The following is a 23524-nucleotide window of genomic DNA, read 5'->3' on the forward strand; positions in this document are numbered from 1 at the left end:
TTGTCGACTTCGACAGGCCCAGGTCCCTAAAGGAGAGGACAATGGTTGCGGTAAGAAGTGCACATCTCAATAAAGCTGGGGAATTTGACCCACAAAAATGGATCGCAAGTCTGGGAATTTCCAGCCAGCAGTCGTGTGAACGCTTAACCGAAACCTGGGCCTATTGTCTGCGCACCACGCAGGGGCATCCGGATGCCGATCTTCTCCTGTGGCGCGGCGTGGAGATGGTGGAAATCTTATCCATGCTGAACATGGACATCGAAACGCTGCAGGCCGCGCTTCTCTTCCCCCTCGCGGATGCGGACGTGGTCAGCGAAGACGTGTTGCGCGACAGCGTCGGGAAATCCGTCGTCGCGCTGATCCACGGCGTGCGCGATATGGCGGCCATCCGCCAGCTCAAAGCCGCGCACACCGATTCCGTCTCCTCTGAGCAGGTCGATAACGTTCGCCGAATGCTGCTGGCCATGGTGGATGATTTCCGCTGCGTGGTCATCAAGCTTGCCGAGCGGATTGCCCACCTGCGTGAGGTGAAGGATGCGCCGGAAGATGAGCGCGTGCTGGCGGCTAAAGAGTGTACAAATATCTACGCGCCGCTGGCGAACCGCTTAGGGATTGGTCAGCTGAAATGGGAGCTGGAAGATTACTGCTTCCGCTATCTGCACCCGGCGGAATATAAACGTATTGCCAAACTCCTGCACGAGCGCCGTATCGACCGCGAGCACTATATCGAGGAATTTGTCGGCGGGCTGCGCCAGGCGATGAAAGAAGAGAACGTGCGCGCCGAAGTCTACGGTCGGCCTAAGCATATCTACAGCATCTGGCGCAAAATGCAGAAGAAACACCTCGCCTTTGACGAGCTGTTTGACGTGCGGGCCGTGCGTATCGTGGCGGAGCGTCTGCAGGACTGCTACGCCGCGCTGGGGATAGTACACACTCACTTCCGTCATCTGCCCGATGAGTTCGATGACTATGTCGCCAACCCCAAACCGAACGGCTATCAGTCTATCCATACCGTTGTGCTTGGCCCTGGCGGCAAAACGGTCGAGATTCAGATCCGCACCAAACAGATGCACGAAGACGCCGAGCTGGGCGTCGCCGCGCACTGGAAATACAAAGAAGGCACGTCCGGCGGGGCGCGTTCAGGACATGAAGACCGCATTGCCTGGCTGCGCAAGCTGATTGCTTGGCAGGAAGAGATGGCCGACTCCGGCGAGATGCTCGACGAAGTGCGCAGCCAGGTCTTTGACGATCGCGTGTACGTCTTTACCCCGAAAGGGGACGTTGTCGACCTGCCTGCGGGCTCTACGCCGCTCGATTTTGCCTACCACATCCACAGCGATGTGGGACACCGCTGCATCGGGGCGAAAATCGGCGGACGAATCGTACCGTTCACCTATCAGCTGCAGATGGGTGACCAGATTGAAATCATTACCCAGAAGCAGCCCAACCCGAGCCGTGACTGGCTTAACCCTAACCTGGGCTACGTCACCACCAGCCGTGGGCGCTCGAAAATTCACGCCTGGTTCCGTAAACAGGATCGTGACAAGAACATCCTTGCCGGCCGCCAGATCCTTGACGACGAGCTGGAGCATATCGGGATAAGCCTGAAAGAGGCGGAGAAATTCCTGCTGCCGCGCTACAACTTTAACGAGCTTGACGAGCTGCTAGCGGCCATTGGCGGTGGTGATATCCGTCTGAATCAGATGGTGAACTTCCTGCAGGCGCAGTTCAATAAGCCAAGCGCGGCAGAGCAGGACGCGGCGGCGCTGAAGCAGCTGCAGCAGAAAACCTACGCGCCGCAGCAGCGCAGCAAAGACAACGGGCGCGTGGTGGTCGAGGGCGTAGGTAACCTGATGCACCACATTGCCCGCTGCTGCCAGCCTATTCCCGGCGACGATATCGTCGGCTTTATCACCCAGGGGCGTGGGATTTCCATTCACCGTTCCGACTGCGATCAGCTTGCCGAGCTGCAGTCGCATGCGCCGGAGCGCATCGTGGAAGCGGTTTGGGGTGAGAGCTATTCCGCTGGCTACTCGCTGGTGGTGCGCGTCACTGCCAACGACCGCAGCGGCCTGCTGCGCGACATCACGACCATTCTCGCCAACGAGAAGGTCAACGTGCTGGGCGTTGCCAGCCGCAGCGATACCCGCGAGCAGCTTGCCACTATCGATATGACCATCGAAATCTACAACCTGCAGGTGCTGGGCCGCGTGCTTGGCAAACTGAACCAGGTGCCGGATGTGATTGACGCGCGTCGTCTGCACGGCGGATAAGATTTCCCTCTTTTGTAGGCCGGGTAAGGCGTAAGCCGCCACCCGGCATTTTTTTATCAGGACATAACCATGACTCAAATCGACCGCCTGCTCGGCATCATGAAACGCCTGCGCGACCCGGAAAACGGCTGCCCGTGGGACAAAGAGCAGACTTTCGCCACCATCGCCCCGTACACCCTTGAAGAGACCTATGAGGTGCTGGACGCTATTTCCCGTGAAGATTTTGATGACCTGCGCGGCGAGCTGGGCGACCTGCTGTTCCAGGTGGTGTTCTATGCGCAAATGGCGCAGGAAGAGGGGCGCTTTAACTTTGACGATATCTGCGCTGCCATCAGCGACAAGCTTGAGCGCCGTCATCCCCATATCTTCGGCGATGCCACCGCAGGCAATAGCGCTGAGGTGCTGGCCCGCTGGGAGCAGATCAAAAGCGCCGAGCGAGCGGAAAAATCCCAGCACTCGGCGCTGGATGATATTCCGCTGAGCCTGCCCGCGCTGATGCGCGCGCATAAAATCCAGAAGCGCTGTTCCGCCGTCGGTTTTGACTGGACCTCCCTCGGCCCGGTGCTGGATAAAGTGCACGAAGAGATTGACGAAGTCATGCACGAAGCGCAGCAGGCGGTAGTGGATGAAGCAAAGCTTGAGGAAGAGATGGGCGACCTGCTGTTTGCGACCGTCAACCTTTCTCGCCACCTGGGTGTAAAAGCGGAAACCGCCCTGCAAAAAGCCAACATAAAATTCGAACGACGCTTTCGCGAAGTTGAGCGGATTGTCGCCTCGCGAGGCCTGGAAATGAGCGGAATTGACCTCGAGGCAATGGAAGAAGTCTGGCAGGAAGTAAAGCGCCAGGAATCTGATCTCTAACGAGATTTTGCGATCAAGCGCAATTTGTGTGATTTTTTAAATGACAAGCGCTTGATTTGCGTCAAAAACATTTACCCAAAAGGGGCTATTTTCTCACTCCTTATGTTTGTCATGGCCTGGAATGGAGACGGAGAATGAAAGTTTGTGGCGCTCGCCGTGTTCGGGTATACTACTTTCCCGTCCTGGTTATTCCATCGTTTCACCCTAACTTCTCAGGTTCAGCATGACAACGAACTATATTTTTGTGACCGGCGGGGTCGTATCCTCTCTGGGTAAAGGCATTGCCGCAGCCTCCCTCGCAGCCATTCTTGAAGCCCGTGGCCTCAATGTGACCATGATGAAACTGGATCCGTACATCAACGTCGATCCGGGCACCATGAGCCCAATCCAACACGGGGAAGTGTTCGTTACTGAAGACGGCGCTGAAACCGATCTGGATCTTGGCCACTACGAGCGTTTCATCCGCACCAAAATGACCCGTCGTAACAACTTCACGACTGGCCGCATCTACTCCGACGTTCTGCGAAAAGAGCGCCGTGGTGACTACCTGGGTGCAACCGTTCAGGTTATCCCGCACATCACTAACGCAATCAAAGAACGCATTGTTGCGGGTGGCGAAGGCCACGACGTGGTGCTGGTTGAAATCGGCGGTACCGTGGGTGATATCGAATCCCTGCCATTCCTGGAAGCGATTCGTCAGCTGGCGGTAGATATCGGCCGTGAGCACGCGCTGTTCATGCACCTGACCCTGGTGCCGTACATGGCCGCCGCTGGTGAAGTGAAAACCAAGCCGACTCAGCACTCTGTGAAAGAGCTGCTCTCCATTGGTATTCAACCAGATATCCTGGTTTGCCGCTCCGATCGCGCAGTTCCGGCGAACGAACGTGCGAAAATTGCATTGTTCTGTAACGTGCCTGAAAAAGCCGTTATTTCAATGAAAGATGTCGATTCCATTTATAAAATCCCGGGCCTGTTGAAATCGCAGGGCCTGGACGATTATATTTGTAAACGATTCAGCTTGAACTGTCCGGAAGCTAACCTGTCTGAATGGGAACAGGTTATTTATGAAGAAGCCAACCCGGCAGGCGAAGTGACTATCGGTATGGTCGGCAAGTACATTGAACTGCCGGATGCCTATAAGTCAGTCATCGAAGCGCTGAAACACGGTGGTCTGAAGAACCGTGTTTCCGTGAACATCAAGCTGATTGATTCGCAGGATGTTGAAACGCGTGGCGTTGAAATCCTGAAAGATCTGGATGCTATCCTCATCCCTGGCGGCTTCGGCTACCGTGGTGTAGAAGGCAAGATCGCCACCGCGCGCTATGCGCGTGAAAACAATATTCCATACCTCGGCATCTGTCTGGGTATGCAGGTTGCGCTGATCGAATTTGCGCGCAACGTAGCGGGAATGGAAAACGCGAACTCTACGGAATTTGTGCCAGACTGTAAGTACCCTGTTGTGGCGCTTATCACTGAATGGCGTGACGAAGAAGGTAACGTCGAAGTCCGTACCGAGAAGAGCGATCTGGGTGGCACCATGCGTCTTGGCGCACAGGCCTGCCAGCTGTCTGACGATAGCGTGGTTCGCAAGCTGTATGGCGAGCCGGTCATCACCGAGCGCCATCGTCACCGCTATGAAGTCAACAACATGTTGTTGAAACCTATTGAAGCCGCGGGCCTGCGTGTTGCGGGCCGCTCCGGGGATGATCAGTTAGTCGAGATCATTGAAGTGCCAAACCATCCGTGGTTTGTCGCCTGCCAGTTCCACCCGGAATTTACTTCAACGCCACGTGACGGGCATCCGCTGTTTGCAGGCTTCGTGAAGGCCGCCAGCGACTACCAGAAGCGTCAGGCGAAGTAAAAAAAGTTAGAACGGCAACGCGTACCTTTGGTACGCGTTGTTTGTCTGGAGTTTTAGTTTAACTTGTACTGAGGAAAATCTAATGTCCAAAATCGTTAAAGTCATCGGTCGTGAAATCATCGACTCCCGTGGTAACCCGACCGTTGAAGCCGAAGTTCACCTGGAAGGTGGTTTCGTTGGTATGGCTGCTGCTCCATCAGGTGCTTCTACTGGTTCTCGCGAAGCGCTGGAACTGCGCGATGGCGACAAATCTCGCTTCCTGGGCAAAGGCGTACTGAAAGCGGTTGGCGCTGTAAACGGTCCTATTGCTCAGGCAATCCTTGGCAAAGACGCCAAAGACCAGGCTGGCATCGACAAGATCATGATCGATCTGGACGGTACTGAAAACAAATCTAACTTCGGTGCGAACGCAATCCTGGCTGTTTCCCTGGCGAACGCCAAAGCGGCTGCAGCTGCGAAAGGTATGCCACTGTTCGAGCACATCGCTGAACTGAACGGCACCCCAGGCAAATACTCCATGCCTGTACCAATGATGAACATCATCAACGGTGGTGAGCACGCAGACAACAACGTTGATATTCAGGAATTCATGATTCAGCCAGTTGGCGCGAAATCCCTGAAAGAAGCGGTACGTATGGGTTCTGAAGTGTTCCACAACCTGGCTAAAGTTCTGAAAGCTAAAGGTATGAACACTGCTGTTGGTGACGAAGGTGGCTATGCGCCAAACCTGGGTTCTAACGCAGAAGCGCTGGCTGTTATCGCAGAAGCAGTTAAAGCTGCTGGCTACGAGCTGGGCAAAGACATCACCCTGGCGATGGACTGTGCAGCATCTGAATTCTACAAAGACGGTAAATACGTTCTGGCTGGCGAAGGCAACAAAGCGTTCACCTCCGAAGAGTTCACTCACTTCCTGGAAGACCTGACCAAACAGTACCCAATCGTGTCTATCGAAGACGGTCTGGACGAGTCTGACTGGGCTGGCTTCGCATACCAGACTAAAGTACTGGGCGACAAAATCCAGCTGGTTGGTGACGACCTGTTCGTAACCAACACCAAGATCCTGAAAGAAGGCATCGAGAAAGGCATCGTTAACTCCATCCTGATCAAATTCAACCAGATCGGTTCTCTGACCGAAACTCTGGCTGCGATCAAAATGGCGAAAGACGCTGGCTACACCGCTGTTATCTCTCACCGTTCTGGCGAAACTGAAGACGCTACCATTGCCGACCTGGCTGTGGGTACCGCTGCAGGCCAGATCAAAACCGGTTCTATGAGCCGTTCTGACCGTGTTGCTAAATACAACCAGCTGATTCGTATCGAAGAAGCGCTGGGCGAAAAAGCACCATACAACGGTCTGAAAGAGATCAAAGGCCAGGCATAATTGCTTAAGCCTTAAAATGAAAATGCCAGTCGTATGACTGGCATTTTTTTTGGCTATTTAAAATCGACCGCCATTTGCTCCGGAATGGTCAGCCCCTGGGTGGTTTGCACGCAGCGGGCGATGTAATCCGTAAACCGGGGCGGCTTCGGCATCCCCATGCTCAACAGCTTATCGTTGCTGAAGCGCACGTTAAGCGTGGCAAACGCACCGTATAAACGCATGGCTTTCAGCATCAGACGTTCGTTGCACGGGCCAAAAATATGTTTCAGCTCGCGGCGCATTCTTACCAGCGTTTCGTAGCTGACCTGTGCATATTTATCCCCGACGGGGGCTTTCTCCAGCGCCTGCGCCATTGCCTGATCGATATCCGCAAAGCGAACGCTGTTCTCTTCTCCCGCAGAAATGTGTACCACTTCTCCCGGACGAGCGTTGCTGTTGAGCAGCATTAACATCGCGTCGGCGCAATAATCCACAGGAACAACGTCGATCCTGTCTTCCATTGAGCACATAAACTTCTGCAGCATCAGGCCCATGCTAAAGACCCAGAAAATGCTGCTCGACGGCGTGCAGCCGTGACGGGTATGGCCGACGACGATGGACGGACGGGCGATGAGCAGCGGCAGGTTCGGACACTCCTGGCGCATCAGCTGTTCGATGGTTGACTTCGAAAACGTGTATTCCACCAGGTGTTCAGCATTCTCTCTGAATTCAGCGCTTTCGGCGACCAGTGAATCCTGCTCCGGCGTGCATGACATTGCTGTGCCGACGTGGAGGAAACGCTGCAGTCCGGTGACCTGCTCCATACGGCGCGCCAGCGCGAGCGTACCTTCAACGTTGACCTTCCAGATCAGCGGGTTATTACCAAATGAGGCGACGGCCGCACAGTTAACCACGTGCGTCACCCGATCCAGACGGGGATCGTTGAGAAAGGCTTCAGGCTGGCTGAGGTCGCCAATCAGGATATTATCCACCTCCAGGGTGGCCAGTTTGTCCTCGGGAACGTTGAACTTGCGCATGTTCTCCAGCACGCGCTCCAGCCCGCTCTGCGGATCGCTGGCGCGCGCAAGCAAAAGGAGTTTTGCGGGTTGATCGCTGGTCAGGATTTTTTCAAGAACTGCACCGCCCAGAAATCCTGTCACGCCTGTAATCAATAACATCTTCATTAATACCGTCTCATTATGATTGATGAGGCGGATTGTAGGCGCGCAAAAGTAAACGGCATTTAAATAATAAAACGCCGAAATCAATGGCATCTTAAGCTTATTTTAAGGAAAGGAATTCGGGTGGATAGATTGGACATTAGCGGAAGGGTAAAAATTCACTCTATTAGAATTAAAATTTTAACTTATTGAATTTAATGTTTTTTATAGAGGGGGGGCGAAAGGTAAACTTAATTCAAAATGTAATAAATATAATAATTTGTTACACCAAACATTTACCAAATAAATGATTTAAACACCACTTAACTGAAATCATTTGCAGGCCTATTTATTTAGCCTGCGAATGTTTTTCAGAGCAACAGGGGAAGCGTGGCGCTGGCGGTTTGTTGGCTAACGTCGCCGTAATGACCATCCAGCGCAATCATGGACGTGGTCAGCAGCTCGACCAGCAGCATGACTCCAACCTTAGCATTGAGCGCGCCTGCACTTAGAGGACCTTCTGGTTTGGCGGCAACCAGCTGCATGTCGCTCAGAGACGCCAGCGGGCTGCGGGGCGTATTGCTGAGTGCCAGAACCTTAACGCCGCGCTTGCGGGCAAGCTTCACCACGTGGAGTAAATCCCGCGTTGAACCCGAACTGGAGATGGCCACAACCAGCGTCTCTTTCGAAAGCGTTGTCGCATTCATGGCCGCGCGGTGCATATCGCTAAACAGCTGTGCGGGTTTGCCCAGCCGCAGCAGCTTGTAATGCAGATACTCCCCGAGGATCGCGCTGGCCGCAACGCCATAAATCTGTACGGATTGCGCCTGGTGCAGCGCCAGCGCCGCTTTTTCAAGCAGCGTGCGGTCGAGGAGTCTGGCGGTATCCTGCAAAGCCTGCACCGACTCATCCACGACGTTATCAATCTCATCCCCCGCCTGACGCGCGGGCTGGCCCTGCTGAATATCCAGCGCAAGCGCCATTTTAAATTCGTTATAGCCCTTGCAGCCCAGCGTCCGGCAAAGGCGCGTGACGCTTGCCTCGCTGGTGTGGCTCTCGCGCGCCAGTTCAGTGATCGTCAGGTAGAGCACCCGGCCAGGATCGCTGAGGACAAACTCGCCGAGTTTTTGTTGCGTTGGGCTGTACCCGGAAGCCTCCTGGCGGAGCTTCAGCAGCAGATTTTCATGGTCCGACATGCCACGTCCTTAATGTGTTTCGCTGCGACTAGTGTGGCGGAAAGGAGGGGAAAGATGCCAGTCATTTTGAAAAAGTATGATCGGCGTCCTGGTTTTTGGTGATAATTTTCACTTAAAAATATTTATGTGGTAAAAATTTTCATCAATTAACGGGGAGATGAAAAAATGATGCAAATGTTCAGTGGTGCTTCTTCGGGGGGATGGTTTGAAAAAGCGCAGCGCTTTGGTAAATCCTTTATGTTGCCCATCGCCGTGTTGCCCGCGGCGGGTCTGCTGCTGGGGGTAGGCGGCGCGTTATCGAATCCCAACACGCTGGCGGCTTATCCGTTTTTAGACGTGGGCTGGCTTCAGGCTATTTTCACCATCATGAGCAGCGCAGGTTCAATCGTGTTTGCAAACCTCTCGGTGCTGTTTGCGGTTGGTGTTGCCGTCGGGTTGGCAAAAAGCGATAAGGGCACGGCTGGGCTGGCGGCGCTGCTCGCGTTTCTGGTGATGAATGCCACCATCAACGTGCTGCTGATCCTCACCGGCAAACTGGCGCAGGAGAACCCGGGCGCTGTGGGGCAGGGCATGACGCTGGGGATTCAGACGCTGGAAACCGGCGTATTTGGCGGCGTGGTGATTGGTCTGGTGACCTGCACGCTCCATCATCGGTTTAATAAAATTGCGCTTCCGCAGTTCCTCGGATTCTTTGGCGGGTCGCGCTTTGTTCCCATAATCAGCTCGCTGGCGGCGATACTCGTAGGCGCGCTCATGACCGTGGTCTGGCCGCATTTCCAGAAACTGATTTTTGGTCTCGGCGGGCTGGTGGATGCCACCGGTTATCTGGGCACCCTGCTGTACGGCTTCATTTTACGCATGCTGGGCCCGTTTGGTTTGCACCACATCTTCTATCTGCCGTTCTGGACCACCGCGCTCGGCGGCAGTGAGATTGTTAACGGTCACCTCGTCGAGGGCACACAGCGGATCTTCTTCGCCCAGCTGGCCGACCCGAACACGCAGCATTTCTATGAGGGCACGTCGCGCTTCATGTCCGGGCGCTTTATTACGATGATGTTTGGCCTGCTCGGCGCGTGTCTGGCGATGTACCACACGGCAAAACCGGAGAATAAAAAGCGCGTTGCCGGGCTGCTGCTCTCTGCGGCGCTAACCTCGTTCCTGACCGGGATTACCGAGCCTATCGAGTTTTCCTTCCTGTTTATTGCGCCGGCGCTTTACGTCATTCATGCGCTGTTTGACGGGCTGGCGTTCATGCTCGCGCACATGCTGCATATCACTATCGGGCAAACCTTCTCCGGCGGTTTTATCGACTTCGTGCTGTTCGGTATTTTGCAGGGAGAGGCCAAAACCAACTGGATGTTCGTTCCGCTGGTCGGCGTGCCGTGGTTCTTCCTTTACTACTTCACCTTCCGCTACCTGATTAACCGCTTCGATTTCGCCACGCCGGGTCGGGAAAAGGAGGCGGTGGCCGATGAGGTGACCTTCTCGCAGAGCGAGCGCGCCGTTGCGGTGATCGCGGGATTAGGCGGAAAAGAGAATCTGGAAGAGGTGGACTGCTGCGCCACGCGGCTTCGCGTCACGGTGAAGGACGGCAGCAAAGTGAATGACGCGGCGCTGAAAGCCACCGGCGCGCGCGGCGTTATCGTTCGCGGTAACGGTGTTCAGGTCATTTATGGCCCGCACGTCACGATTATCAAAAACGAAGTAGAAGAGATCTTATCGTAATGAAAACTGTACTGGATAACCTGAAGGGAAAACTGGTCGTCTCCTGTCAGGCGCTGGAGAATGAACCGCTGCATAGCCCGTTTATTATGTCGCGGATGGCGCTGGCGGCGGCGCAGGGCGGGGCCGCTGCCATTCGTGCCAACAGCGTGGTGGATATCGAGGCCATTAAGCAGCAGGTCTCTTTGCCTGTCATCGGCATTATCAAACGGGATTACCCGGAAAGCGAGGTGTTTATCACCGCCACGATGAAAGAGGTGGATGAGCTCATGGCCGTCTCTCCGGAAATCATTGCGCTTGATGCGACGGCGCGGGAGCGTCCCGGTGGTGAATCCCTGGAAACGCTGGTCGCGCGCATCCGCTCGCGCTACCCCTCCGTACTGCTGATGGCCGATATTTCCACCGTGGACGAAGCCGTGACGGCGCAGGCGCTTGGCTTTGACTGCGTCGGCACCACGCTTTACGGCTATACGGCGGAAACGGCGGGCCATTCGCTTCCGGGGAATGACTGCGCGTTCCTGAAGGCCGTGCTGGTCGCCGTGACGGTTCCCGTGGTTGCCGAAGGCAACGTGGATACGCCTGAACGCGCGGCCAGATGCCTGGCGCTGGGCGCGCATACGGTCGTCGTCGGCGGCGCGATCACCCGTCCGCAGCAAATTACCGAGCGTTTTATGGCGGCGATTGGCGCGCAAAGCACCGATGGAGCATGACCATCCGGCGGGGATCTGCGATACTTATCGTTTATCCCCTTTACTGAGATGACTATGCAGTACCCGATTAACGAGATGTTCCAGACCCTGCAAGGCGAGGGTTACTTTACCGGCGTTCCCGCTATTTTCATTCGTTTACAGGGATGCCCGGTTGGCTGTGCCTGGTGTGATACCAAACATACGTGGGATAAGCTCGCAGATCGGGAAGTGTCGCTGTTTAGCATTCTGGCGAAAACCAAAGAGAGCGATAAGTGGGGCGCGGGCAGTTCAGAAGATCTGCTGGCCATTATTGGTCGTCAGGGCTGGACGGCGCGCCACGTGGTGATCACCGGCGGTGAACCCTGCATCCACGATCTGACGCCGCTGACCGAGCTGCTCGAGAAGAACGGCTACAGCTGCCAGATTGAGACCAGCGGCACCCATGAAGTGCGCTGTTCACACACGACCTGGGTGACGGTATCGCCAAAAGTGAATATGCGCGGCGGGTATGACGTGCTGTCTCAGGCGCTGGAACGCGCGGATGAGATTAAGCACCCGGTTGGGCGCGTGCGTGATATCGAAGCGCTGGATGAACTGCTGGCCACGCTGACGGATGAAAAGCAGCGCGTCATTGCGCTACAGCCGATCAGCCAGAAAGACGACGCGACGCGCCTGTGCATTGAAACCTGTATTGCGCGTAACTGGCGCCTTTCGATGCAGACGCACAAGTACCTGAATATTGCATAAAAAAGCCCGGTGGCGCTAGCGCTTACCGGGCCTACGGTTTGAGGCTCTTATAGGCCGGGTAAGCGTCAGCGCCACCCGGCAAGCATCACTCCCCGCGATAGATACAGCCAGCGGTACAGGTCTCTTTGATCATCACCGCGCTCAGCAGCGGCACCAGCGGCTTCATCTGATCCCAAATCCATTTCGCCAGCACTTCGCTGGTCGGGTTCTCAAGGCCCGGGATATCATTCAGGTAGTAATGATCCAGACGATCGTAGGTCGGCTTAAACGCCGCCTTCAGCTCGGCAAAATCCATGATCCAACCGGTATGCGGATCAACTTCACCGGTGATCTCAAGACGCACCATGAACGAATGCCCGTGCAGACGGCCGCATTTATGCCCTTCAGGGACATGCGGAAGGTGGTGGGCGGCTTCGAAGGTGAAATCTTTAAACAGTGTGGTGGACATGATCGCTCTCAGTAATGCGGAAAAAACCGCCGCATAGTACCGGAAAGCACAATTTTTAGCATTAACTAAAACGGCTCTGAAGCCTGACGTCTCGTTAATAGGCGTTTTTTGTGGTTTTTATCGATAATTTTCAGAGAGTTAATTAATCGCTTTTATCGCTAAGTATGACAACTAAAACAGGTTAGTCCATTTGGTTATTTATTATTTCCATCCCTTCTTTAATTGTTATTATCCTCGCCGTTAACCTTATCTTCAGTTTGGATTTATTCGCTTAAAGTCCGCTTGGCTACTGGAACATAACGACGCATGACAACACAGGCCCCACCTTCAAATTTGCTTCCCCTGAACCCGGAGCAACTGGCGCGCCTTCAGGCTGCCACCTCTGATTTTTCTCCCACTCAGCTTGCCTGGGTCTCCGGTTATTTCTGGGGAATGCTCAATCAGCAGCCTGGCGCTGTGGCGGGTGCACCGGTAACGGCCGTTGAAATTCCGGCCATTACCCTGATTTCCGCCTCGCAGACGGGCAATGCGCGCCGCGTGGCCGAAGCGCTGCGTGACGACCTGCTGGCCGCCAAACTGAACGTGAACCTGGTCAACGCCGGGGATTATAAATTTAAGCAAATCGCGTCAGAAAAACTGCTGGTGGTGGTTGCCTCTACGCAGGGGGAAGGTGAACCCGCTGAAGAAGCGGTGGCGCTGCACAAGTTCCTGTTCTCGAAAAAAGCGCCGAAGCTGGACGGCACGGCGTTTGCCGTCTTTGGCCTGGGCGATACCTCCTACGAATTCTTCTGCCAGTCAGGTAAAGACTTCGACAGCAAGCTGGCGGAGCTGGGTGCGGAGCGCCTGCTGGACCGCGTTGACGCGGATGTCGAATACCAGACCGCCGCCGCCGAATGGCGTGCCCGCATTGTTGAAGTGCTGAAAGCGCGCGTGCCGAAAGAGACGTCGGCGCAGGCCGCGCTCACCGCGACGGGTGCCGTCAACGACATTCACACCAGCCCGTACACCAAAGAGGCGCCGCTGACGGCGAGCCTGTCGGTGAACCAGAAAATTACCGGCCGCGATTCGGAAAAAGACGTGCGCCATATCGAAATCGATCTCGGTGACTCTGGCCTGCGCTATCAGCCGGGCGACGCGCTGGGTATCTGGTACCAGAACGACCCGGCGCTGGTGAAAGAGCTGGTTGAGCTGCTGTGGCTGAAGGGTGACGAGCCTGTCACCGTTGACGGCAAAACCCAGCCGCTTTCAGAGGCGCTGCAGTGGCATTTCGAGCTGACGGTGAATACCCCGAATATCGTCGAGAATTATGCCACCTTAACGCGCAGCGAATCCCTGCTGCCGCTGGTGGGGGACAAAGCGAAACTGCAGCATTACGCCGCGACGACGCCAATTGTCGATATGGTGCGTTTCTCTCCGGCTCAGCTGGATGCCGATGCGCTGATCGGCCTGCTGCGACCGCTGACCCCGCGCCTGTACTCCATCGCCTCTTCGCAGGCCGAAGTGGAGAGTGAAGTGCATGTCACCGTCGGCGTGGTGCGCTACGACATCGAAGGCCGCGCCCGTGCGGGTGGGGCATCAAGCTTCCTGGCGGATCGCGTGGAAGAAGAGGGCGAAGTGCGCGTCTTTATCGAGCACAACGACAACTTCCGCCTGCCTGCGAATCCGGAAACGCCGGTCATCATGATTGGCCCAGGCACAGGCATCGCGCCGTTCCGTGCCTTTATGCAGCAGCGCGCGGCAGACGGCGCGCCGGGTAAAAACTGGCTGTTCTTCGGCAACCCGCACTTTACCGAAGATTTCCTCTACCAGGTCGAGTGGCAGCGCTATGTTAAAGAAGGCGTACTGACCCGCATCGATCTGGCCTGGTCCCGCGACCAGAAAGAAAAAGTATACGTACAAGACAAACTGCGCGCACAGGGCGCAGAGCTGTGGCGCTGGATCAATGACGGTGCCCACATTTATGTCTGCGGCGACGCCAATCGCATGGCGAAAGACGTTGAGCAGGCACTGCTGGAAGTGATTGCCGAATTCGGCGGTATGGATGCCGAAACGGCGGATGAATTTTTAAGTGAGCTGCGCGTTGAGCGCCGTTATCAGCGAGATGTCTACTAATGAGCGAAAAACATCCAGGGCCACTGGTGGTCGAAGGTAAACTGACAGACGCCGAGCGCATGAAGCTGGAAAGCAACTATCTGCGCGGCACCATTGCTGAAGATCTGAATGACGGTCTCACCGGCGGCTTCAAAGGCGACAACTTCCTGCTGATCCGCTTCCACGGTATGTACCAGCAGGACGATCGCGATATCCGCGCCGAACGCGCTGAACAGAAGCTGGAGCCGCGTCACGCGATGCTGCTGCGCTGCCGCCTGCCGGGCGGGGTGATCACCACCAAACAGTGGCAGGCGATCGACAAGTTTGCGGGTGAAAATACGATTTACGGCAGCATCCGCCTGACCAACCGTCAGACCTTCCAGTTCCACGGCATTCTGAAGAAGAACGTGAAGCCGGTGCACCAGATGCTCCACTCCGTCGGGCTGGACGCGCTGGCGACCGCCAACGACATGAACCGTAACGTGCTCTGCACCTCGAATCCGTATGAATCCGAGCTGCACGCCGAAGCGTACGAGTGGGCGAAGAAGATCTCCGAGCACCTGCTGCCGCGCACGCGCGCCTATGCGGAGATTTGGCTCGATCAGGAAAAAGTCGCGACCACGGACGAAGAACCGATCCTTGGCCAGACCTATCTGCCGCGCAAGTTTAAAACTACTGTCGTGATCCCGCCGCAGAACGATATCGATCTGCACGCCAACGACATGAACTTCGTGGCGATTGCCGAAAACGGCAAGCTGGTCGGCTTTAACCTGCTGGTGGGCGGCGGCCTGTCCATTGAGCACGGTAACAAGAAAACCTACGCCCGCACCGCGAGCGAGTTCGGCTTCCTGCCGCTGGAGCACACGCTGGCCGTGGCGGAAGCGGTAGTGACCACCCAGCGCGACTGGGGCAACCGTACCGACCGTAAAAACGCGAAAACCAAATACACCCTGGAGCGCGTGGGCGTTGAGACGTTCAAAGAGGAAGTGGAGCGTCGTGCGGGCATCAAGTTTGAGCCGATCCGCCCTTACGAATTCACCGGTCGCGGCGATCGCATCGGCTGGGTGAAAGGTATCGATAATAAATGGCACCTGACGCTGTTTATTGAAAACGGCCGTATTCTGGATTATCCGGGCCGTCCGCTGAAAACCGGTCTGCTGGAAATTGCTAAGATCCATAAAGGCGAGTTCCGCATTACCGCTAACCAGAATCTCATTATTGCCGGCGTGCCGGAGAGCCAGAAGGCGAAGATCGAGAAGCTGGCGCGCGACCACGGGTTAATGGATGCGGTCAAGCCGCAGCGTGAAAACTCGATGGCCTGCGTGTCGTTCCCGACCTGCCCGCTGGCGATGGCCGAAGCGGAACGTTTCCTGCCGTCATTCACTGACAAAGTGGAGGCGATTCTGGAAAAACATGGTATTCCGGACGAGCATATAGTTATGCGCGTCACCGGCTGCCCGAACGGCTGCGGCCGCGCGATGCTGGCCGAGCTGGGTCTGGTCGGGAAAGCGCCGGGTCGTTACAACGTGCACCTTGGCGGTAACCGTATGGGGACGCGCATTCCGCGTATGTACCGTGAAAATATTACGGAACCGGAAATTCTTGATTCCATCGACGAGCTTGTCGGGCGCTGGGCGAAAGAGCGCGAAGCGGGTGAAGGCTTCGGCGACTTTACGGTGCGTGCGGGCATCATTCGCCCGGTGCTCGATCCCGCAAGGGATTTCTGGGAGTAACCCATCCTTTGCCCGGTGGCGCTTCGCTTACCGGGCCTACGGGTTTTGTAGGCCGGGCAAACGCAGTGCCGCCCGGCAAAACAGGCAAACGAGGTTCTTATGTCCGTACTCGATCTAAACGCCCTTAACGATCTGCCTAAAGTCGAACGCATTCTGGCGCTGGCAGAAACCAATGCCCACCTTGAAAAGCTGGACGCCGAAGGGCGCGTGGCGTGGGCGCTGGAAAACCTGCCGGGAGACTATGTGCTGTCGTCGAGCTTTGGTATTCAGGCGGCGGTCAGCCTGCATCTGGTGAATCAGATCCGTCCGGACATTCCGGTGATCCTCACCGATACCGGCTACCTGTTCCCGGAAACCTACCAGTTTATTGACGAGCTGACGGACAAGCTCAAGCTGAACCTCAAAGTGTATCGCGCGACGGAAAGCGCGGCCTGGCAGGAGGCGCGCTACGGTAAGCTGTGGGAGCAGGGCGTTGAGGGCATTGAGAAATACAATGAGATCAACAAAGTTGAGCCGATGAACCGGGCGCTGAAAGAGCTCAATGCTCAGACGTGGTTTGCGGGCCTGCGTCGCGAGCAGTCCGGAAGCCGTGCAACCTTGCCGGTGCTGGCGGTCCAGCGCGGGGTATTTAAAGTGCTGCCGATTATCGACTGGGATAACCGGACGGTGTATCAGTATCTGCAAAAACACGGGCTGAAGTACCATCCGCTGTGGGACCAGGGCTATCTGTCGGTGGGCGACACCCACACCACGCGCAAATGGGAACCGGGAATGGCGGAAGAAGAGACGCGATTCTTTGGGCTGAAGCGCGAGTGCGGGCTGCACGAAGGGTAATCCTTTATCCTCCCTCTCCCTGTGGGAGAGGGTTGGGGTGAGGGCATCAGGCCGCGCTATGCTTAACAACCTCAGGCTTTCCCCGCTTTTGCCAACTCCTTCACCAGCGGCAGCATCACCTTCACCACGTCACGGCTGCGGTGCTCAATCCGCTGCGGCAGCGCGCTGTCAATGTGCTGCTGATTATCCAGCATCACGTTGTGCCAGCTTGTCCCGTCCGGGAAGGCTTTCGATTTAGCCCGCTGCTGATAGCCATCTTTCTTGCCCAGTGCCCAGTTTGTCGCTTCCACGTACAGCACCGGAATGCCCGCCTTATCGAACACTTCCCCGTCGTTGCAGCAGCCCGTTCCTCGCGGATAACCCGGGTTACCGCCGGGGTTGCTGGTGGCATAAACCCCATGGCTGCGGGCAATCGCCAGCGCCCGGTCGCGCGTCAGTTTCCGCACGGTACCCGGCGTACTCTGCCCGCTGTTGAAATAAAGCTTATCGCCGACGATCAGGTTATCGAGGTTGATCACCAGCAGCGTATTTTTCTTCTCCTCAGCGCTCATGCGTTTAAGGAGATTCTCAGCGCCGAGTTTGCCCTCTTCTTCCCCGCTGGTGGCCACAAAACGAATACCATACTGGGTTGGAATATCCTTCATCCGCTCGGCCAGTTCGAGCATCACGCCCAGGCCTGCCGCGTTGTCGTCCATGCCCTGCAGCGTCAGCCCGCCGAGGTTGTTATCCGTATCGGCATCGCTCATCGGGGCGTAGGTATCAAGGTGCGCCATAATAATAATTTGTTCATCCGCGCTACCTTCATGCGCCGCGATAACCGTACTGCCGGTCACGTTATGCCAGTTTTTCGTTTTATTTCGTGAGGTATAAACGTAGCGGCTGTGAAACGACCGGATATCGCTCTGATATCCCATCCCGGCAAACTGCTGGCGAAGATAGTCCGCGGAGAGCATCTCCGCAGGCGAGCCGGTCATGCGGCCGGGAAAGACGGTGGCAATATGCCGCGCCTGCATAGTGGCGATTTCACCATAAGGTTGGTTTTTTGCCTGGGCCGGAAGAATAAAGCAAACGCCGAGCGCCAGGGCAGCAATACGGTGGCGCGTTGCGGAAAACATAGTGAGTCCTTAAAAACAGAGCAAAATATTAACCCGCCTAGTATGAAACTGTGATCGCCCATACACAATTTGAATTGCTCTTAAATGCCCGATATTTCGCGTGTTAAGCACTTTTTGGTATTAGCTTTTTCACGGCGTTATTCCATTGAGTAACTACTCATTCCAATTCGTAATTTCATTCGGTCTAAGCCGCCCCCTATAGTCCCTTTATTCCTCGTTGTTAGTGAGTTGTTGCTTGTGGACTATCTGCCCTTATTTGCCGCGATAAAAGAGAAGCCGGTGCTGGTTGTTGGCACGGGTGAAATTGCCGATCGCAAAATCGCGTTTTTGCAGCGCGCTGGGGCGCAGGTGCGGGTAGTGGCAGAAGCGGACTTTGACGAATCACAAATCGACAGCGTCGTGCTGGTAATTGCGGCGACCGAAGATCGCGACCTGAACCGACGGATTTCCGACGCCGCTCAGGCCCGTTACCGCCTGGTGAACGTGGTGGATGACCAGCCGTTATGCTCGTTTATCTTCCCGTCGATCGTTGACCGTTCTCCGCTGCTGGTGGCGATCTCCTCGGGCGGTACCGCACCGGTGCTGGCGCGCGTGCTGCGTGAAAAAATCGAAGCGCTGCTGCCGACCAGCCTCGGGCGCATGGCGGAAAAAGCCAGCTTCTGGCGCAACCACCTGAAAACGCGCCTGACCAGCGTGACGGAACGCCGTCGCTTCTGGGAACGCGTGTTTCGCGGCCGCTTTGCCAGCCTGATGCATGCCGGTAATGAGACGGCGGCGCAGAAAATCCTCGAGGACGAACTGGATAACCCCGGCAGCACGGGCGGGGAGATCATTCTGGTGGGGGCGGGGCCGGGCGATGCCGGGCTTCTGACGCTGCGCGGCCTGCAGGTGCTTCAGGACGCGGACGTGGTGTTCTACGACCATCTGGTCACCGACGGCGTGCGCGAGCTGATCCGTCGCGACGCGGAGCAAATCTGCGTCGGCAAACGGGCTGGCGAGCACTCGGTGCCGCAGCACGACACCAACCAGATGCTGGTTGACGCCGCCAAGGCGGGTAAAACCGTGGTGCGCCTGAAAGGGGGAGACCCGTTTATCTTCGGTCGCGGCGGCGAAGAGCTGCAGGCGGCAGCCGAAGCGGGCATACCGTTCCAGGTGGTGCCCGGCATCACGGCGGCCTCTGCGGTAACGGCCTACGCCGGTATTCCGCTGACCCACCGTGATTACGCCCAGAGCGTGACCTTTGTGACCGGCCACTACAAGGCCGACAGCACGCCGTTCGACTGGTCGCATCTCGCCCAGAGCCGCCAGACGCTGGCGATCTACATGGGCACGATGAAGGCCGCGGACATCAGCGAACAGCTTATTCAGCACGGTCGCGAGGCGACGACGCCCGTTGCCGTCATTTCTCGCGGCACGCGCGTCGATCAGCACGTTGCGACGGGCACGCTGGAACATCTTGCAACCCTGGCGAAAGACGCCCCGATGCCCGCCCTGATCGTGGTGGGTGAAGTGGTGCAGCTGCACAGCACGCTCGCCTGGTTCCAACACACAACCGATACAGAAGGCTTTGGTTCTTCTGTTGTAAATTTGGCTTAAGGAACGGTTATGGACCAAAAACGTCTTACACACCTGCGGCAGCTCGAAGCGGAGAGTATCCATATCATCCGCGAAGTGGCCGCCGAGTTTTCTAACCCGGTGATGATGTACTCCATCGGTAAAGATTCCAGCGTCATGCTGCATCTGGCGCGTAAAGCGTTTTATCCGGGCACGCTGCCGTTCCCGCTGCTGCACGTGGATACCGGCTGGAAATTCCGCGAAATGTACGAGTTCCGCGACCGTACCGCGAAGGCCTACGGCTGCGAGCTGCTGGTGCACAAAAACCCGGAAGGGGTGGCGATGGGCATTAACCCGTTCGTGCACGGCAGCGCCAAGCACACCGATATCATGAAAACTGAAGGGCTGAAGCAGGCGCTGAACAAATACGGTTTTGACGCGGCCTTCGGCGGCGCGCGCCGTGACGAAGAGAAATCCCGCGCCAAAGAGCGTATCTACTCCTTCCGCGACCGCTTCCACCGCTGGGATCCGAAAAACCAGCGTCCGGAGCTGTGGCACAACTACAACGGTCAGATTAATAAAGGCGAAAGCATTCGCGTCTTCCCGCTCTCCAACTGGACCGAGCTGGATATCTGGCAGTACATCTATCTGGAAAACATCGAGATCGTTCCGCTGTATCTGGCCGCCGAGCGCCCGGTTCTGGAGCGTGACGGCATGCTGATGATGATCGACGACGATCGCATCGACCTGCAGCCGGGCGAAGTGATCAAACAACAGATGGTGCGTTTCCGTACCCTCGGCTGCTGGCCGCTGACCGGCGCGGTGGAATCCAGCGCGCAGACGCTGCCGGAGATCATCGAAGAGATGCTGGTGTCCACCACCAGCGAGCGACAGGGGCGCGTGATTGACCGCGACCAGGCAGGCTCCATGGAGCTGAAGAAACGTCAGGGTTATTTCTAAGGAGCCGCCATGAATACCACTATTGCTCAACAAATTGCCAACGAAGGCGGCGTGGAAGCGTATCTGCACGCGCAACAACACAAAAGCCTGCTGCGTTTTCTGACCTGCGGCAGCGTGGATGACGGGAAAAGTACCCTGATTGGCCGCCTGCTGCACGATACGCGCCAGATTTACGAAGATCAGCTCTCTTCCCTGCATAACGACAGCAAGCGCCACGGCACCCAGGGCGAAAAACTCGACCTGGCCCTGCTGGTGGACGGCCTGCAGGCGGAGCGCGAGCAGGGCATCACCATCGACGTGGCCTACCGCTACTTCTCTACCGAGAAGCGCAAATTTATTATTGCCGACACCCCGGGGCACGAGCAGTACACCCGCAACATGGCGACCGGCGCCTCCACCTGCGACCTGGCGATCCTGCTGATGGACGCGCGTAAAGGCGTGCTGGATCAGACCCGTCGTCACAGCTTTATCTCGACGCTGCTGGGGATCAAACACCTGGTGGTGGCGGTCAACAAGATGGATCTGGTGAACTTCAGCGAAGAGAAGTTCGAGGAGATCCGCCAGAGCTACCTGACCTTTGCCGAACAGCTGCCGGGCAACCTGGATATTCGCTTTGTACCGCTCTCGGCGCTGGAAGGGGATAACGTCGCCTCCCAGAGCGCGAACATGCCGTGGTACAGCGGCCCGACGCTGCTGGAAGTGCTGGAAACCGTTGAGATTCAGCGCGTGGTCGATACCCAGCCGATGCGCTTCCCGGTGCAGTACGTGAACCGTCCAAACCTCGATTTCCGCGGTTTCTCGGGCACTCTCGCGTCAGGCTCCGTGAAGGTAGGTCAGCGCGTCAAGGTGCTGCCATCCGGCGTGGAATCGACTATCGCCCGCATCGTCACCTTCGACGGTGACCTGCAGGACGCGGGTGCCGGTGAAGCCGTAACGCTGGTGCTGAAAGACGAAATTGATATCAGCCGGGGCGACCTGCTGGTAGACGCGCAGGAAACGCTGGCGGCAGTGCAGGGGGCTTCCGTAGACGTGGTCTGGATGGCCGAACAGCCGCTGACCGCTGGCCAGAGCTATGACATCAAAATTGCCGGCAAGAAAACCCGCGCCCACGTGGACGGTATTCAGTTCCAGGTGGATATCAACAACCTGACCCATCGGGACGTCACCGAGCTGCCGCTGAACGGCATCGGTCTGGTCGATCTGACCTTCGATGAACCGCTGGTGCTGGATCCGTATCAGCAGAACCCGGTCACGGGAGGGCTGATCTTTATCGACCGGCTGACCAACGTTACCGTCGGGGCCGGTATGGTTCGCGAACCGATTAAACAGGCTGCCGCAACGTCTGAATTCAGCGCTTTCGAGCTGGAACTGAACGCGCTGGTGCGTAAACACTTCCCGCACTGGGGCGCACGCGATCTGCTGGGAGGCAAGTAATGGCCGCCCATGATGAGAACGTCGTCTGGCATCCTCATCCGGTGACCGTCGCCCAGCGCGAACGGCTCCACGGTCACCGTGGGGTTGTGCTGTGGTTTACCGGGCTGTCAGGCTCGGGTAAATCAACGGTGGCGGGCGCGCTGGAAGAGGCGTTGCATCAGCAGGGCGTAAGCACGTACCTGCTGGACGGAGACAACGTGCGTCACGGCCTGTGCAGCGATTTAGGGTTTAGCGACGATGACCGCAAAGAAAACATCCGCCGGGTGGGCGAAGTCGCCAGCCTGATGGCTGACGCCGGGCTGGTGGTGCTGACCGCGTTTATCTCTCCGCACCGCGCCGAGCGCCAGATGGTGCGCGAACGCGTGGGCCAGGATCGCTTTATCGAGGTGTTTGTCGATACGCCGCTGGAGATTTGCGAAGCGCGCGACCCGAAAGGGCTGTACAAGAAAGCGCGTGCCGGAGAACTGCGCAACTTCACCGGAATTGACGCGGTATACGAAGCGCCTGAATCGCCTGAGATTCACCTGGAAGGTCAACAATTGGTAACAAATTTAGTAAGCCAATTATTAGACCTGCTCAGACGGGACGATATTATCAGATCCTGAGGCGGTATCGTTCGGGAGCTGTCTTCCCGAACGATGAGTCACGGTCACAGGATTAGCTATGCGCAACAGTGAACATTACATCACCACCACCGGGTCGGAGCCGCTAGCGACCGACGACGAAACGACCTGGTCATTTCCCGGGGCCATCATTGGCTTCGTCTCATGGCTGCTGGCGCTTGGCATTCCGTTTCTTATCTACGGCGGCAACACGCTGTTCTTCTTTCTCTACACCTGGCCTTTCTTTCTGGCGCTGATGCCCGTGGCGGTTGTCGTCGGCATTGCGCTGCACTCGCTGCTCAACGGTAAGCTCCTCTACAGCACCGTGGTCACGATTGTGACGGTGGTTCTGATGTTTGGTCTGTTATTTTTGTGGCTCATGGGCTAACTTCAGCCATAATTCAAACCGTAACCAACTGTGTAACGATATTGTGCAGGACGATTCTGCGGAAAAAATGTGGTACATTTGCCCGCGATGTTGCGGCATCTCTGTTACCCCGGCGTAGTGCTCTGGGGAAGTCTTGGGATGATGATGCCGTTTTTCAGGGGGCAGGATGGGTAAACTAACGCTGCTGTTGCTGGCTTTGCTAATCTGGCTGCAATATTCGCTGTGGTTCGGTAAGAACGGACTGCACGACTATAGCCGGGTGAGCGATGACGTCGCGGCTCAGCAGGCAACAAACGCCAAACTTAAGGCGCGAAACGATCAACTCTTTGCTGAAATTGATGACCTCAATGGCGGGCAAGAGGCGATTGAGGAACGCGCACGCAATGAACTCAGTATGACTAAGCCGGGCGAAACCTTTTATCGTCTGGTTCCGGATGCGTCTAAACGCAATCAGGGCTCAGCACAAAACAATCGATAATCAGGCCCAGGATTACGA

The 23524-nt window shown here is 56.6% G+C and carries 20 protein-coding genes; 16 read left to right on the top strand and 4 right to left on the bottom strand.

Annotated elements, in window-relative coordinates:
- Positions 1–41 precede the first annotated feature (41 nt).
- From relA to eno, 4 genes are all read left to right on the top strand, one after another.
- The gene (gene relA / locus P346_RS09440) at positions 42–2273 is read left to right on the top strand and encodes a GTP diphosphokinase (protein WP_023309015.1); all 2232 of its coding nucleotides are present in this window, start codon (positions 42–44) and stop codon (positions 2271–2273) included.
- Positions 2274–2342: 69 nt separating this feature from the next.
- A complete protein-coding gene (gene mazG / locus P346_RS09435; protein WP_032660259.1) occupies positions 2343–3134 on the top strand; it encodes a nucleoside triphosphate pyrophosphohydrolase in 792 nt (263 codons plus the stop codon).
- Between the two features lie 223 nt (positions 3135–3357).
- The gene (pyrG, locus tag P346_RS09430) at positions 3358–4995 is read left to right on the top strand and encodes a glutamine hydrolyzing CTP synthase (RefSeq protein WP_023309013.1); all 1638 of its coding nucleotides are present in this window, start codon (positions 3358–3360) and stop codon (positions 4993–4995) included.
- 82 nt (positions 4996–5077) lie between these two features.
- Positions 5078–6376: a phosphopyruvate hydratase gene (eno, locus tag P346_RS09425; RefSeq protein ID WP_023309012.1), complete on the top strand. Its 1299-nt coding sequence runs from the start codon at positions 5078–5080 to the stop codon at positions 6374–6376.
- Between the two features lie 53 nt (positions 6377–6429).
- On the opposite strand, the gene P346_RS09420 is transcribed toward eno, so the two are convergent.
- A complete protein-coding gene (locus tag P346_RS09420) occupies positions 6430–7539 on the bottom strand; it encodes an SDR family oxidoreductase (RefSeq protein WP_032660260.1) in 1110 nt (369 codons plus the stop codon).
- A gap of 347 nt (positions 7540–7886) precedes the next feature.
- The gene (locus P346_RS09415) at positions 7887–8711 is read right to left on the bottom strand and encodes a MurR/RpiR family transcriptional regulator (protein WP_032660262.1); all 825 of its coding nucleotides are present in this window, start codon (positions 8709–8711) and stop codon (positions 7887–7889) included.
- A gap of 165 nt (positions 8712–8876) precedes the next feature.
- Between P346_RS09415 and P346_RS09410 the strand changes: the two genes are divergently transcribed.
- Genes P346_RS09410 through queE form a run of 3 tightly spaced genes read left to right on the top strand, consistent with a single transcriptional unit; the run spans position 8877 to position 11869 of the window.
- Complete coding sequence (locus tag P346_RS09410; RefSeq protein ID WP_032660264.1) at positions 8877–10436, top strand: PTS transporter subunit EIIC; 1560 nt, start codon at positions 8877–8879, stop codon at positions 10434–10436.
- Complete coding sequence (locus P346_RS09405; RefSeq protein ID WP_032660267.1) at positions 10436–11143, top strand: N-acetylmannosamine-6-phosphate 2-epimerase; 708 nt, start codon at positions 10436–10438, stop codon at positions 11141–11143. Before P346_RS09410 ends, P346_RS09405 begins: the two co-directional genes overlap by 1 nt.
- A 54-nt stretch (positions 11144–11197) precedes the next feature.
- Positions 11198–11869 carry a 7-carboxy-7-deazaguanine synthase QueE gene (gene queE / locus P346_RS09400; RefSeq protein WP_023333236.1) on the top strand — a complete coding sequence of 224 codons (672 nt, stop codon included), beginning with the start codon at positions 11198–11200 and terminating at the stop codon, positions 11867–11869.
- Positions 11870–11954: 85 nt separating this feature from the next.
- On the opposite strand, the gene queD is transcribed toward queE, so the two are convergent.
- Positions 11955–12317 (bottom strand): 6-carboxytetrahydropterin synthase QueD, encoded by a 363-nt coding sequence (gene queD, locus P346_RS09395; protein ID WP_023309002.1) that lies wholly within the window; start codon positions 12315–12317, stop codon positions 11955–11957.
- Between the two features lie 306 nt (positions 12318–12623).
- Here queD and cysJ point away from each other — a divergent pair, with 306 nt between their 5' ends.
- From cysJ to cysH, 3 genes are all read left to right on the top strand, one after another.
- Complete coding sequence (gene cysJ, locus P346_RS09390) at positions 12624–14429, top strand: NADPH-dependent assimilatory sulfite reductase flavoprotein subunit (protein ID WP_032660269.1); 1806 nt, start codon at positions 12624–12626, stop codon at positions 14427–14429.
- Positions 14429–16141, top strand: coding sequence for an assimilatory sulfite reductase (NADPH) hemoprotein subunit (gene cysI, locus P346_RS09385; RefSeq protein WP_032660271.1), 1713 nt, complete (start codon positions 14429–14431; stop codon positions 16139–16141). Before cysJ ends, cysI begins: the two co-directional genes overlap by 1 nt.
- Positions 16142–16240: 99 nt before the next feature.
- Positions 16241–16975: a phosphoadenosine phosphosulfate reductase gene (cysH, locus tag P346_RS09380; RefSeq protein ID WP_023308999.1), complete on the top strand. Its 735-nt coding sequence runs from the start codon at positions 16241–16243 to the stop codon at positions 16973–16975.
- Positions 16976–17046: 71 nt separating this feature from the next.
- Here cysH and P346_RS09375 read toward each other — a convergent pair whose 3' ends face one another.
- Complete coding sequence (locus P346_RS09375) at positions 17047–18090, bottom strand: aminopeptidase (protein WP_032660274.1); 1044 nt, start codon at positions 18088–18090, stop codon at positions 17047–17049.
- A 237-nt stretch (positions 18091–18327) separates the two neighbouring features.
- On the opposite strand from P346_RS09375, the gene cysG reads away from it, so the two are divergent.
- The 6 genes from cysG to ftsB all read left to right on the top strand — a co-directional run bounded on the left by cysG (position 18328) and on the right by ftsB (position 23506).
- A complete protein-coding gene (gene cysG / locus P346_RS09370; protein ID WP_032660276.1) occupies positions 18328–19686 on the top strand; it encodes a siroheme synthase CysG in 1359 nt (452 codons plus the stop codon).
- A gap of 9 nt (positions 19687–19695) precedes the next feature.
- Positions 19696–20604, top strand: a complete 909-nt coding sequence (gene cysD / locus P346_RS09365) for a sulfate adenylyltransferase subunit CysD (RefSeq protein WP_010434549.1) — start codon at positions 19696–19698, stop codon at positions 20602–20604.
- Between the two features lie 9 nt (positions 20605–20613).
- A complete protein-coding gene (gene cysN, locus P346_RS09360; protein ID WP_032660279.1) occupies positions 20614–22038 on the top strand; it encodes a sulfate adenylyltransferase subunit CysN in 1425 nt (474 codons plus the stop codon).
- On the top strand, positions 22038–22643 hold the full coding sequence (gene cysC / locus P346_RS09355) for an adenylyl-sulfate kinase (protein ID WP_032660281.1): 606 nt from the start codon (positions 22038–22040) through the stop codon (positions 22641–22643). Before cysN ends, cysC begins: the two co-directional genes overlap by 1 nt.
- Positions 22644–22701: 58 nt before the next feature.
- A complete protein-coding gene (locus P346_RS09350; RefSeq protein WP_008499610.1) occupies positions 22702–23028 on the top strand; it encodes a DUF3561 family protein in 327 nt (108 codons plus the stop codon).
- Between the two features lie 166 nt (positions 23029–23194).
- Positions 23195–23506 carry a cell division protein FtsB gene (gene ftsB / locus P346_RS09345; protein WP_008499609.1) on the top strand — a complete coding sequence of 104 codons (312 nt, stop codon included), beginning with the start codon at positions 23195–23197 and terminating at the stop codon, positions 23504–23506.
- The last annotated feature ends 18 nt before the right edge of the window (positions 23507–23524 follow it).

The sequence above is a fragment of the Enterobacter sp. DC1 genome (assembly GCF_000568075.1).
GTDB lineage: Bacteria > Pseudomonadota > Gammaproteobacteria > Enterobacterales > Enterobacteriaceae > Enterobacter > Enterobacter asburiae.

Bases quoted from the DNA above. Each gene is read 5' to 3' on its own strand.
- ftsB (WP_008499609.1), top strand. From the start codon at position 23,195: ATGGGTAAACTAACGCTGCTGTTGCTGGCTTTGCTAATCTGGCTGCAA.
- mazG (WP_032660259.1), top strand. From the start codon at position 2,343: ATGACTCAAATCGACCGCCTGCTCGGCATCATGAAACGCCTGCGCGAC.
- cysN (WP_032660279.1), top strand. From the start codon at position 20,614: ATGAATACCACTATTGCTCAACAAATTGCCAACGAAGGCGGCGTGGAA.
- cysC (WP_032660281.1), top strand. From the start codon at position 22,038: ATGGCCGCCCATGATGAGAACGTCGTCTGGCATCCTCATCCGGTGACC.
- cysJ (WP_032660269.1), top strand. From the start codon at position 12,624: ATGACAACACAGGCCCCACCTTCAAATTTGCTTCCCCTGAACCCGGAG.
- pyrG (WP_023309013.1), top strand. From the start codon at position 3,358: ATGACAACGAACTATATTTTTGTGACCGGCGGGGTCGTATCCTCTCTG.
- cysI (WP_032660271.1), top strand. From the start codon at position 14,429: ATGAGCGAAAAACATCCAGGGCCACTGGTGGTCGAAGGTAAACTGACA.
- eno (WP_023309012.1), top strand. From the start codon at position 5,078: ATGTCCAAAATCGTTAAAGTCATCGGTCGTGAAATCATCGACTCCCGT.
- cysD (WP_010434549.1), top strand. From the start codon at position 19,696: ATGGACCAAAAACGTCTTACACACCTGCGGCAGCTCGAAGCGGAGAGT.
- P346_RS09405 (WP_032660267.1), top strand. From the start codon at position 10,436: ATGAAAACTGTACTGGATAACCTGAAGGGAAAACTGGTCGTCTCCTGT.
- queD (WP_023309002.1), bottom strand. From the start codon at position 12,317: ATGTCCACCACACTGTTTAAAGATTTCACCTTCGAAGCCGCCCACCAC.
- queE (WP_023333236.1), top strand. From the start codon at position 11,198: ATGCAGTACCCGATTAACGAGATGTTCCAGACCCTGCAAGGCGAGGGT.
- P346_RS09350 (WP_008499610.1), top strand. From the start codon at position 22,702: ATGCGCAACAGTGAACATTACATCACCACCACCGGGTCGGAGCCGCTA.
- P346_RS09415 (WP_032660262.1), bottom strand. From the start codon at position 8,711: ATGTCGGACCATGAAAATCTGCTGCTGAAGCTCCGCCAGGAGGCTTCC.
- cysH (WP_023308999.1), top strand. From the start codon at position 16,241: ATGTCCGTACTCGATCTAAACGCCCTTAACGATCTGCCTAAAGTCGAA.
- P346_RS09420 (WP_032660260.1), bottom strand. From the start codon at position 7,539: ATGAAGATGTTATTGATTACAGGCGTGACAGGATTTCTGGGCGGTGCA.
- relA (WP_023309015.1), top strand. From the start codon at position 42: ATGGTTGCGGTAAGAAGTGCACATCTCAATAAAGCTGGGGAATTTGAC.
- P346_RS09410 (WP_032660264.1), top strand. From the start codon at position 8,877: ATGATGCAAATGTTCAGTGGTGCTTCTTCGGGGGGATGGTTTGAAAAA.
- P346_RS09375 (WP_032660274.1), bottom strand. From the start codon at position 18,090: ATGTTTTCCGCAACGCGCCACCGTATTGCTGCCCTGGCGCTCGGCGTT.